The organism is Elizabethkingia miricola, from assembly GCF_001675285.1.
Taxonomy (GTDB): Bacteria; Bacteroidota; Bacteroidia; order Flavobacteriales; family Weeksellaceae; genus Elizabethkingia; species Elizabethkingia miricola.
Map to the genome: position 1 here is coordinate 72,353 of NZ_LSGQ01000001.1, position 12,239 is coordinate 84,591.

At 36.4% G+C, this 12,239-nt stretch carries 12 protein-coding genes; 8 read left to right on the forward strand and 4 right to left on the reverse strand.

The features are described 5' to 3' along the window. Positions 1-22 precede the first annotated feature (22 nt). Both ATE49_RS00345 and ATE49_RS00350 read right to left on the reverse strand, forming a co-directional pair. On the reverse strand, positions 23-778 hold the full coding sequence (locus ATE49_RS00345) for a polysaccharide deacetylase family protein (protein ID WP_065080655.1): 756 nt from the start codon (positions 776-778) through the stop codon (positions 23-25). Then, the gene (locus tag ATE49_RS00350; RefSeq protein ID WP_065080656.1) at positions 779-1,747 is read right to left on the reverse strand and encodes an NAD-dependent epimerase/dehydratase family protein; all 969 of its coding nucleotides are present in this window, start codon (positions 1,745-1,747) and stop codon (positions 779-781) included. It abuts the gene before it with no gap. A 102-nt stretch (positions 1,748-1,849) separates the two neighbouring features. On the opposite strand from ATE49_RS00350, the gene ggt reads away from it, so the two are divergent. From ggt to ATE49_RS00370, 4 genes are all read left to right on the forward strand, one after another. Beyond that, positions 1,850-3,547 carry a gamma-glutamyltransferase gene (gene ggt, locus ATE49_RS00355; RefSeq protein WP_065080657.1) on the forward strand — a complete coding sequence of 566 codons (1,698 nt, stop codon included), beginning with the start codon at positions 1,850-1,852 and terminating at the stop codon, positions 3,545-3,547. 143 nt (positions 3,548-3,690) lie between these two features. Further along, positions 3,691-4,662, forward strand: coding sequence for a sterol desaturase family protein (locus ATE49_RS00360; RefSeq protein WP_059155390.1), 972 nt, complete (start codon positions 3,691-3,693; stop codon positions 4,660-4,662). A 361-nt stretch (positions 4,663-5,023) separates the two neighbouring features. Continuing rightward, entirely contained in the window at positions 5,024-5,521 is a 498-nt protein-coding gene (locus ATE49_RS00365) for an ecotin (protein WP_009085173.1), read from the forward strand. A gap of 70 nt (positions 5,522-5,591) precedes the next feature. Then, entirely contained in the window at positions 5,592-5,924 is a 333-nt protein-coding gene (locus ATE49_RS00370) for a DMT family transporter (protein WP_065080658.1), read from the forward strand. Positions 5,925-6,168: 244 nt separating this feature from the next. Here ATE49_RS00370 and ATE49_RS00375 read toward each other — a convergent pair whose 3' ends face one another. Next, entirely contained in the window at positions 6,169-8,148 is a 1,980-nt protein-coding gene (locus ATE49_RS00375; RefSeq protein ID WP_065080659.1) for a urocanate hydratase, read from the reverse strand. Between the two features lie 295 nt (positions 8,149-8,443). On the opposite strand from ATE49_RS00375, the gene ATE49_RS00380 reads away from it, so the two are divergent. Further along, entirely contained in the window at positions 8,444-8,875 is a 432-nt protein-coding gene (locus ATE49_RS00380) for an MliC family protein (protein WP_065080660.1), read from the forward strand. 247 nt (positions 8,876-9,122) lie between these two features. Next, entirely contained in the window at positions 9,123-9,506 is a 384-nt protein-coding gene (locus ATE49_RS00385; protein WP_034869160.1) for an acyl-CoA thioesterase, read from the forward strand. 127 nt (positions 9,507-9,633) lie between these two features. Here ATE49_RS00385 and ATE49_RS00390 read toward each other — a convergent pair whose 3' ends face one another. Beyond that, a complete protein-coding gene (locus ATE49_RS00390; RefSeq protein WP_065080661.1) occupies positions 9,634-10,281 on the reverse strand; it encodes a protein-L-isoaspartate(D-aspartate) O-methyltransferase in 648 nt (215 codons plus the stop codon). Positions 10,282-10,454: 173 nt separating this feature from the next. Here ATE49_RS00390 and ATE49_RS00395 point away from each other — a divergent pair, with 173 nt between their 5' ends. Next, a complete protein-coding gene (locus tag ATE49_RS00395; RefSeq protein ID WP_021346561.1) occupies positions 10,455-11,417 on the forward strand; it encodes a Gfo/Idh/MocA family protein in 963 nt (320 codons plus the stop codon). Positions 11,418-11,622: 205 nt separating this feature from the next. Next, positions 11,623-12,216, forward strand: a complete 594-nt coding sequence (locus ATE49_RS00400; RefSeq protein ID WP_148774283.1) for a hypothetical protein — start codon at positions 11,623-11,625, stop codon at positions 12,214-12,216. The last annotated feature ends 23 nt before the right edge of the window (positions 12,217-12,239 follow it).

A 12,239-nucleotide genomic window follows, 5' to 3' on the forward strand; every position in this document is an offset into this window, starting at 1 on the left:
GTGTGACTTTTTTATAAAAACTTCAGAAAAAATACTCTCTAAGAGTTGCTGTAGCGAAATCGTTCTCATTAATCCATTTCAGAAATTCAGAGAACTTATGATACATTTTATCTCCCAAATTATATTTTCGGTAGAAGGCCAACCCGTAGTCGGGTGATGTTACATTCATAAACTGCCATGGATAATAGTACAATAAGGTATACTCATCCTGATTTACTGTTTCCAGTACCATTCCTTCATAATAGCGCAATGGTAAAAACTGAAAAGAAAAATCGCTAAATGGCAATCTTGTCATTGGAGATTGTGAAACCGGAAGATACATAATATCGTCCTTTACATACTGAGTTGTTTTCCGGGTTATCTTTTTGAGATATTGAGATATATCCCGTGGTTCAAAACTGGCATCATACACATAATCCAGTTTTTTAAGATCATCGGCAGAAACATCACAATGGGGAGCATATCGAATTCCGAATATCTTCTTACCGGACACCTCTTCCAATATCTTTTTAGATTCTGCCAACTGATCTATATTTTCTTCGGTATACCAATGGGCTATTCCAAAATTTTTAGCGACGATGCTTTTAACAAACTCCGGATTTCGCTCTGCAAAATGGCTTTCGATAAAGAAAGTAGCCTGTATTTCGGCGTTTTCCAAAATACGAAGAAGGCTCTGCGTTCCCTTAATACTAATCTCATCCAGTTCTTTCATTGAAAAAAGTCCCTGCTTTTCAGTAGGGACTTGAAAACTTCGAAGATTGAATGTTAATAATATCATTTAGGCTTTAGCCAACTTCTTTTTTAAATTCTCTAACATGTCTTTGGTCATAGAGGTAATATCGAAATCATATTTCAGCCCCCAGTCCTTCTTAGCTACAGTATCATCTATGCTTGCAGGCCAGCTGTCTGCAATAGCCTGACGGAAATCAGGTTCGTAGCTTATTTCAAATGTAGGCATTTCATTTTTAATTTCTGCCGCCAATTCTGCCGGAGTAAAAGACATACCGCCAAGGTTGTAAGATGTTCTTACTGACAATTGCTCGGCAGGAGCATCCATTAGCTTTAATGTTGCATTGATTGCATCGTCCATATACAGCATTGGCATTGCTGTATCTTCTTTTATAAAGCTGGTGTATTTACCATCTTCAATAGCCTTATAGAAAATTTCAACAGCGTAATCCGTTGTTCCACCACCTGCAGGTGCTTTCCATGAAATAAGTCCGGGATAGCGGATACTTCTAACATCTACATCATATTTATTGTGGTAATATTCACACCATTTCTCTCCTGCCAGTTTAGAAATCCCATATACCGTAGAAGGATTTAATGGTACTTCCTGCCCTACATCTATTTTAGGAATTTCACGTCCGAATACAGCAATACTACTCGGCCAGAAAAGTTTATTGATTTTCTTATCTTTTGCCATTTCCAGGAAGTGAATTAACGGATCTACGTTAATTCTCCATGCTAGTGGCGGGTTCTTCTCTGAAGTTCCGGATAAAAGAGATGCTAAATGGTATACCGTTGTAATTTTGTTTTCTGTTACAAATGTTTCGATAGATGCAGAATCAGTCACATCCATTTTGACATAAGTACCTGCTGCAGAATCGACGGCTTTACTTTCATCTTCCAGCCCAAGCCCGAATATGTTTTCTCTTCCGTATATTGCTGCTAAGCGAATGCATAATTCAGTACCTATCTGGCCTAATGCGCCAGTAATCAAAATTCTTTCCGTGTGTGACTCCATAATTATTGTTTCAATATTTTAAAGAAGCAAATTTAATTATTATCTAAAACATAATAAAGAATCTGACAGGTTTATTTATTTTTGTAGACACAAATTGATCTTATGAGAAAATTACTCTTTACTATTGGGATTATTTCAACTACTTCTACCCTTTTATTTGCTCAGTACACTGACGTAAGAGTGGTAAAAGAAGTGAAAGTAAAAAATAAAGGCGTCGTTGTATCAGCACATCCGCTTGCCAGCGAAGCAGGTACATTGGTAATGAATGAAGGCGGAAATGCATTTGATGCTTCAATTGCGACTCAATATGCTCTTGCGGTAGTATATCCTCAGGCAGGAAATATTGGTGGTGGCGGATTTATGGTTGCTACAACTGCAGACGGAAAAAAACTGTCGTTAGACTACCGTGAAACAGCTCCGGCAAAGGCTCATAAAGATATGTATATCGATAAAAAAGGAAATGCCAATACAGATCTTAGCCAATATGGATGGCTTGCTGTCGGCGTTCCGGGTTCTGTGGCGGGGTTATACGAAATGCATAAATATGCAAAGCTTCCTATGGAAAAGCTGATTCAGCCTGCTATTGATCTTGCTGAAAAAGGATTTGCTGTTACCCAGGCTGAAGCCAACCTATTAAACTCTACAAAGAAAAACTTCCTGAATAATAACAAAAACGCTACTGTTTTTGTAAAGGATACCGATTGGAAAGAAGGAGATATCCTTGTACAAAAAGATCTGGCAGAAACCTTAAGAAGAATCCAGAAAGAAGGATTAAAAGGCTTTTATGAAGGAAAAACAGCCGATCTTATTGTTGCTGAAATGAAAAGAGGTAACGGAATCATTACTCATAATGACCTGAAAAATTATAAAGTAAAATCCAGAACACCCATTACTTTCGATTATAAAGGAAATGAAGTTGTTACAATGCCTTTGCCTTCCAGCGGCGGAATTTTGCTGGCACAAATGCTCACTATGACAGATTTTGTAGGATTAAAGGATAAGCAAATAAATTCTCCGGAAGCAGTGCAGCTAATGGTAGAAGCTGAAAGACGTGCCTATGCAGACAGAGCAGAATACATGGGAGATCCCGATTTTATTCAGGATAAAACTGCGATGCTGATCAGTACGGATTACCTGAAGAAAAGATTTGCCAACTATAATCCCAATCTTGCTACACCAAGCAAAGATGTGGGTAAAATCATCAATCCCGGAAAAGAAAGTACACAAACCACACACATCAGTATTCTGGATAAAGAAGGAAATGCGGTTTCTGTGACCACAACCCTGAACGGTTACTACGGAAGCAAAACAGTTGTAAGCGGCGCTGGTTTCTTTTTAAATAATGAGATGGATGATTTCTCCGTAAAACCTGGAGTTCCGAATATGTATGGAGCTGTAGGCGGTGAGGCCAATTCGATTGCACCTAACAAAAGAATGCTAAGCTCAATGGTTCCTACCATTGTGCTAAAAGATAAGAAACCATATATTGTAGTCGGGACACCGGGTGGTACAACAATTCCAACTTCTGTATTTCAGGCTATTGTGGATGTTATTGACTTTGGAGCCAATACAAACATTGCTGTTAATGCACCAAAATTCCACCACCAGTGGTTACCGGAAACAGTAGCTGTGGAAAAAGGCTTTCCGGAATATACCATCAAAGAGCTGGAAAAGAAAAATTACAAATTTGAAAGACGTGATAAAATCGGCCGTGTAGAAATGATCGTCGTAGATCCTAACGGTAACTACCATGCTGTGGCCGATGGACGTGGAGATGACTCTGTTTCTATGGAGAAATAAACCCAACTATGCATAAATTTTTACAAACTGTTGCTTAACTTTTATAAGCAACAGTTTTTTTATGCCTTTATCTATCGGTGTTATTTATAATATTAAGCCATTTTTAAGCCTATATCAGGAATTTTATTGAGTAAATTTGCAGGATGATTGATTGGAATAATTTGTTTACTGAAAACGGACAAGGTGTAGTTTACACCTGGGCTGCCCCGATTCACCTTACAGTGATATTGGGAGAAATGATTTACAGCCACTTCAATAAAGAAAAACTTTATGAAACAAAGGACACTATTACCAATGTTTATTTAGCTCTTTTAAACTACGGGCTGGATCTTTTGATGAAGGCCTTTGCAATGGGAGTAATGTTCTTCTTCTATCATTACCGTCTTTTCACATGGGAGGAAAATGCATGGTACTGGATCGCGGTATTCCTGCTGCAGGATTTCGCTTATTATGTTCTGCATCTTGTAGACCACAAATCCCGTGTATTCTGGGCTGTACATATTACCCATCACAATTCGGAATTATTCAATATTTCCACAGGATTCAGATCTTCGGTTTTCGAACCCTTGTACCGCTATATGTTCTTTTCACCATTAGCCTTCTTAGGATTCAATCCTTGGCATATTATGGTGGTATATGCTATAGTACAGGTATACGGAACATGGGTACATACCAAAACAATTAAAAATATGGGTATATTAGAATATATTCTGGTAACTCCTTCCCACCACCGTGTACACCACGCTTGCAACATCCGCTATCTGGATAAAAACATGGGTATGATGCTTATTGTATGGGATAAATTATTCGGGACATTTGAAAAAGAAGATCCGGAGCTTCCAGTAAAATACGGAATCTATCCTAAGGCAAAAGACCGTGGTCCTATTAATGTTGTATTTTATGAATGGAAAAAACTGGCCCGTGATCTGACTCAGCCTAATCTTAGTATGATGGATAGATTCAGGTATATTTTCTATTCTCCGGGATGGCGACATGACGGCACTGGTAAGACAGTAAAGGACTACCAGCGTGCGGAACTAAAACGCAGACAAAGAAAAGCTGCAGAGATGGCAGCTAAGAATGCCGAAAATGAAGCAATAAAAAAAGTAAGTTAATTTAATTATTATAGCAAAGACCAGAATTTCATTCTGGTCTTTGCATTTTATACCTCTCCATTATTTTTAAATTAAAATTAATAATAATTATTTTTTAATATTTATTTTACATTATCTCATTTAGATATTATAATGCATGAAACTTAATTCACACAATACACATTACCTACTGTATATCTGTAATTTAATTAAAAACATCCAATCATAAACCCTGATTTAAACAAGTATAAAAACCCTTATTCAGGAGTTTATTCAGAATAAACTTTTAATATTAACTCTTTGTAAAAAAAGGAATATTATAATTTTTGGTACGCAAATTGTCTATACCAATACAATTAAAATAATCCCAAATTTTACGATGATGAAAAAAACAATTTTTGCGAGCGCTTTTTTAGGACTAAGTTTAATGTCAGTTTCGTTAATGGCACAAACAACTTATAAAGTTGATTTAGCACCATTCCCAAAACCGGAAAAAGGACAAAAGCAAGTTGTTATTGAGGTTCCACATTCTCAAAACGATGGAAACAAGAAGATTGAAATTTTTGTTGGAAAAACCATGGAAACAGATGGCTGCAACAAAACCTTCCTAAGCGGAGAGTTTAAAAGCAGTGAACTGAAAGGATGGGGATACGATTACCTTACTTTTACAACCAACGGTAGCACACCATCTACATTAATGGCTTGCCCGGGAGCAAAACCAAAAATGGAGTTTGTAATGTCCGGAGGATATCTTACAAGATACAACGGAAGAATGCCTATCGTTCTTTATATCCCTGAAGGATATGAGGCTAAATACAAAATTTACGAAGCTAGTCCTGAGCTATACAGTGCTCCGGAAATTATGGAAAAGAAAAAATAAGTATCTTTTCTCTACTAAAATAAAAGTTTCCCAAGGGAAACTTTTATTTTTGGTATAAATTTGAACCACGATGAAGCACTATATTTATCTTTTTATCGCTATTATATTTGAAGCAGTTGCTACTTCTACCCTCAAAAGTTCTGAACAATTCACCAAACTTATTCCCAGTATTATTACCATTTTAGGTTATGCCGGCGCATTTTACTTCCTGAGCCTTTCATTAAAGCAAATACCTGTGGGAATTGCCTATGCATTATGGTCGGCCGTAGGAATTATTCTTATTACTGCTGTAGGAGCTTTGGTTTACAAGCAAATTCCTGATCTTCCAGCGATTATAGGCTTTATCTTTATTATTACCGGTGTTGTTATCATTAATCTGTTTTCTAAAATGCCTTCTCATTAAAGACTAAATTCAGTTTACTAAACCCAAAAAGACGGCTAAAATTTATTCTAAAAACTCTCAGCTTTATTAGAATGAATCTATTTTTTGAAATCCTTAGATTACCTTTTTTATTTCTTTTGCGGTTTATAGAATAAATCCTCAGTAAAAAACTCTAAATAAAAAACATCATAGGTTTCGAAAACCTATGATGTTTGTATATTAACAATCCCTGATATCAGGAGCTTATTTTTATATCAAATATCTGTTACAATAAAGATTCATCTACAATATTTGGTAATGTCACTTTTAGCAAAGGTTCTTCTTCCATAGCTCGTTTTATGGCAAATATCGCCTCCTCATTTCTGCCCCACGATCTTCTGGCAATACCATTATTTACATCCCAATGCAACATAGATTTCAGACGTTGCTCTGCCTCGGAAGTACCATCCAATAACATTCCGAATCCGCCATTGATTACTTCTCCCCAGCCTACTCCACCTCCATTGTGAATAGAAACCCATGTAGCACCACGGAAACTATCTCCAATTACATTATGAATAGCCATATCAGCTGTAAATCGGGAACCATCATAAATATTTGAAGTTTCACGGAAAGGTGAATCTGTTCCGGATACATCATGGTGGTCTCTTCCTAACACAACAGGCCCTATCTCTCCATTTGCAATTGCATCATTAAATGCCTTGGCAATTTTAGTACGCCCTTCTGCATCTGCATAAAGGATACGTGCCTGAGAACCTACAACTAATTTGTTTTCCTGAGCTCCTTTTATCCATGTAATATTATCCTGCATCTGCTGCTGAATTTCTTTTGGAGAATTTTTCATAATCTCCTCCAGTACTTTACATGCTATATTATCTGTTTTCTGAAGATCCTCTGGTTTTCCGGAAGTACAAACCCAACGGAACGGCCCGAATCCATAATCGAAACACATTGGTCCCATAATATCCTGTACATAAGATGGATATTTAAAATCGATTCCGTTTTCTGCCATCACATCCGCACCAGCACGAGAAGCTTCCAAAAGGAAAGCATTACCATAATCAAAGAAATAAGTTCCTTTTGCTGTATGCTTATTAACTGCTGCTGCATGGCGGCGCAGTGTTTCCTGTACCTTTTCTTTGAACAATTCTGGCTCTTCAGCCATCATTCTGTTGGCATCTTCAAATGAAATTCCTGCAGGATAATAACCACCCGCCCATGGATTATGAAGAGATGTCTGATCCGAGCCCAAGTCTACATAAACATCTTCCTGATCAAACTTCTCCCAGACATCTACGATATTACCATCATAGGCAATAGAAACAACTTCTTTATTCTCTTTGGCTTTCTTAACTCTTACTACCAGTTCATCCAGATCTGAGATTACTTCGTCTACCCAGCCCTGCTCATGTCTTTTATAGGTTGCAGCCGGGTTTACTTCTGCCGTAACTGATACCACTCCGGCAATATTTCCGGCTTTAGGCTGAGCGCCACTCATCCCGCCAAGCCCTGCAGTTACAAATAACTTACCGGCAGTTCCCTGATCATCTATTTTTCTGGAACCATTCAGTACAGTAATTGTTGTACCGTGTACAATTCCCTGCGGACCTATATACATATAGCTTCCTGCTGTCATTTGTCCATATTGTGTAACCCCCAATGCATTAAATTTCTCCCAGTCATCCGGTTTAGAATAATTAGGAATCATCATTCCGTTTGTTACCACAACTCTTGGAGCATTTTTATGAGAAGGGAATAATCCCATCGGGTGTCCCGAATACATAACCAATGTTTGTTCATCTGTCATTTCGGACAGATACTTCATCGTTAACAGATATTGTGCCCAGTTCTGGAAAACAGCACCGTTTCCTCCATAAGTAATCAGCTCATGTGGATGCTGTGCTACAGCTTTATCAAGATTATTCTGGATCATTAACTGAATTGCCTTTGCCTGCTGCGAATTTCCCGGATAGTCTTCTATCGGGCGTGCAAACATTTCGTAATCCGGACGAAGACGGTGCATATAGATACGTCCGTATTTTTCCAGTTCTTCTTTAAATTCCGGAATTAATGCAGCATGATACTGAGCATCGAAATAACGCAATGCATTTTTCAGTGCCAGTTTCTTTTCATCTTCAGATAATATTTCTTTACGCTTAGGTGCATGACTTACTGTAGTATCGTATGCTTTCGGATTTGGTAAAATCGCAGGAATGCCCTGTTGGATTTGTTCTTTAAAAGTCATTGAATATTCAAAATTTAAAGTTGCTTTCAACTTGGTTTAAAAACCTAAATATATTCAAAATGAAAAATATGAAACAAATAATCCCGGTATATCTTTCACCAAACTTACATTCCCAACTATGAAATGAAATAATTATCTCTAAAAAGCGAGCTTATTTATATAAAATTTGCTTCAAAAAAGAGTACACCAAAACACCTTTACACAGGAGCTTTATACATCAAACCCTCTGCATAAAGGCCATTTTTTTCTTGCAAAAAAGATAAAAATTCAGTACTTTTATTGAAATTTTTTACAAATGAAGAAAGTACTTTTTGGAATTGCCGCTCTAGCTATTATTGTCGCTGCCTGTAACAGTAAAAAAGAAAAATCCGAAACTGAAACACTTACAAAAAATGATTCTGTAACTGTGGAGAAAAAGGATAGTACTGCAGTAAACACAAAAATAGATATAGACAACGACGGTTCATTATACATTTCTTCAGATGGCCAATACCACTTCCGTATCATTTCTAAACAGGATGATAGTAAGCCTGCAAAAATTCTTTTGCGCAACGATATCAGTGGTAGAATCTACGATATGGAAAGAGTAATCAGTGCAAGTGGCGAAAAATATCAGGATGCAGATGGCAACTATTTCTGGTTAAAAGGAGATGACTTTAGTTTTGGTAAGGCCGATAAAGTTGTTGCTGAAGGATCTATCGCTGGAAAACCTAAGGAAGAGCACTAAAATTATATATTCGTAAAATACTTCCGTTTTTATTTTAATATCCTTATTTTTGCATTCGAATTTTCGAAAAGGTGAATCGTGTGTAATTCACGAACTGTCGCGCAACTGTATATGTCCTTTGACATGAGTCAGATCCCTGAAAATTCGGTAAATACTTTCGCGGTTTGAAGTAGAAAAATGCTCCTAAATTTTTTCTTTTAGGTTTATTTTCCTGTTCAACTTATATAATTTAATTTAAAATTTAATTATGAATTTAGAAGAAAAAATTCAGAATTCGGAAACGCATGTCTTTAAAGTAGTGTTTCCAAAGATTACTAATCACCACAATACAATGTTCGGGGGGACGGTTATGGAGATGATGGATGAAGTTGCCTTTATGACTGCTACACGTTTTAGCAGAAAAAGAATTGTAACAGTAAGTAGTGATAAAATTGACTTTAAAAAGCCAATTCCTTCAGGTACTCTTGTAGAACTTATCGGTTCTATAAAACATGTAGGAAATACCAGTGTAAAAGTACATGTGGATATCTTCACAGAAAAAATGTATCAGGAAGGTCGTGATCTGGCTGTATCTGGAGAATTTACTTTGGTTTCTGTAGATGAAGAAGGTAAACCTGTAAGCATTAAATAAAATTATACCATTAGAAGTACAAAGTCAGTGTGTATGTTCAATACCCTACTTCGTACTTCTAATTTAAGTTAAACCAGTTAATCGCTGAATTGTTTATTTCACAATTCTAACTTCTAACTTCGTATTTCTATTTATTCGTATTGTTCAGCATCGGAACGAACTTATAAAGCCCAAATTCTTCTTTCTCAAAAGAAGTTTCTCCTACTTTTCTGAAACGTGTGAGAATCTGCTCATCTCCTTCTCCTAAAGGAATAACCATTAATCCACCAATTTTCAGCTGCTTTAATAGCTCAATAGGCAAAACCGCCGCTCCACAGGTCACTAAAATCTTATCAAACGGTGCAAAGGTCGGTAAGCCTGCAAAGCCATCACCGAAACTTTGGAACTTGGGTCTAAGTCCTATTTCCCGTAACTTTCTTTCTGAAAAATCATATAGGTCTTTTTGCCTTTCAATAGTGTACACAAAGGCTTTCATTTCAATCAAAACAGCAGTCTGATAACCACTGCCAGTGCCTATCTCCAAAACTTTTTCCTGCTCCTTTACTCTTAAAAGCTGTGTCTGTTCTGCTACAGTCGACGGATGAGATATAGTCTGGTCTGCAGCAATAGGGAAAGCTCTGTCTTCATAAGCATAATCTTCAAAAATACTTTCCAAAAAGAGATGACGGGGTATTTTGTTTATTGCCTGAAGAACGTTTTGATCCGAAATTCCTTTCGACATCAAATAATTCACCAGGTGTCTTCTTTTCCCCTTATGCACAAAACTGTCTCTCATACGGCAAAAATAGGGAAAATACTTATTAGTTTACCTTTATTGGTTGATAGTTTACACCTAATATTATCACGCATATATGTTATAGATGGAATACGACTTTACACATCAATACCTTACAACTTATAACTCATAATTCCTGGGTGTTTATTATCTTTACGAAAATTTAAAATTACATGTTAAAAGCGGGATTAGTAGGTGCCGGCCACTTAGGGAAAATTCATTTGAGACTTCTGAATCAATCTGAAAAATATGAATTGGTAGGCTTTTACGACAGTGATGCTGAAAACGGAAAGAAATTAGAGCAGGAATTTGGTTATAAATACTACAACGATCTGGACCAGCTGTTAAGTGAAATTCAGGTTCTGGATATTGTAACACCTACCCTCTTCCATTACGAATACGCAAAAAAAGCAATAGAGAAAGGAATTCATTTCTTCATTGAAAAGCCGGTTACTCAAACGCTGGAACAGGCAGAAGAATTGATTCGTCTTTGTGAGGAAAAAAATATAAAAGTGCAGGTAGGCCACGTTGAACGTTACAACCCTGCTTATATCGCTACGAAGAGTTACCTGAGCAATCCTCAGTTTATTGAAATCCACCGTCTGGCCGAGTTTAATCCTCGTGGGACAGATGTATCCGTAGTATTGGATTTAATGATCCACGATCTGGATATACTACTGAGTATTGTGAAATCACCTGTAAAACACCTCCATGCAAGTGGTGTATCGGTTGTAAGTAAGACGCCGGATATTACCAATGCCCGTATAGAGTTTGAAAACGGTTGTGTAGCAAATCTTACAACCAGTCGTATTTCTATGAAAGCAATGCGTAAAAGCAGATTCTTTCAGAAAGATGCCTATATTTCCATAGATTTTCTTGAGAAAAAAGCAGAGGTTATCCGTATGCAGGCAGCTCCGGAAACTCCATCTGATTTCGATATGATTATTGAGAATGCTGAAGGTGAAAAGAACCAGATTGTATTTGAATATCCAAATATTCAGCCGAACAATGCTATTCTGGATGAATTGGAAAGCTTCGCTCAGGCTATAGAAGAAAATACGCCTATTGAAGTAAGCTTAAATGACGGAACCGAAGCATTGAAAGTAGCACTGAAAATAATGGAGCTTATTAAATAGTATTTAACCTTGTAGGATTTTGAAACCTACAGGGTTTATAAATAATTTCGGTATGGCTTTAAAATCATTACTGCTGTTTTGTATATCAATTATAAGTCTTTCTTGTATTAAACAAAGGACTAATCAGTATGAGATTGATTGTAATTATGAAACGAAACTTGCAAAAAATGATTTTAAATATCAAAAATATATCTATACAAACTTCATGGGTTTTGGATTTGGTATCAATGCCGAAAAGGAATTTTCGGATTTACTGAAGGAAAATAAAATCAGATATGAGACTGCTACAGAGTCGTGTGTTGTATACGAAAATACACAATTTGAAAGATGTTATCCCAAAGAGATGAACCGGTTACTGGAAAACAAATATGGGAAGTCTTTTTTTGACTCATTAAAAGTATTGGGGATAAAACAATTTGTATTAAAAAACAAGGATTCAATTTTTTCATTTGAGGTGTGTGATCTGACTTCAAGAACAACCAAAACAAATGATGATAGTGAACAGTTTGACAGACTTCAAAAAGATTATTTTACCAGTTTCAGATATCCTAAGAGCTATGTTAAAAGAAAAGGTGATGAAAGCCATTCTAATACAACAACGCATTTTGTAATCATGAAAGATGGTACTGCAAAAGATTTTAATACAGAATCATCTCTTGTTAATACTAAAAATAATATATTCGAAAAATCATTTAACAAAAGTGTAGAAACCTATGTAAAGAGCCTCAACTGGAAACCAGCTTTAATAAAAGGTATACCGGTAAATTCTTATATGAATGTTACTATATTTTATGATTAAATTCAAAGACATAAATTAGTTGA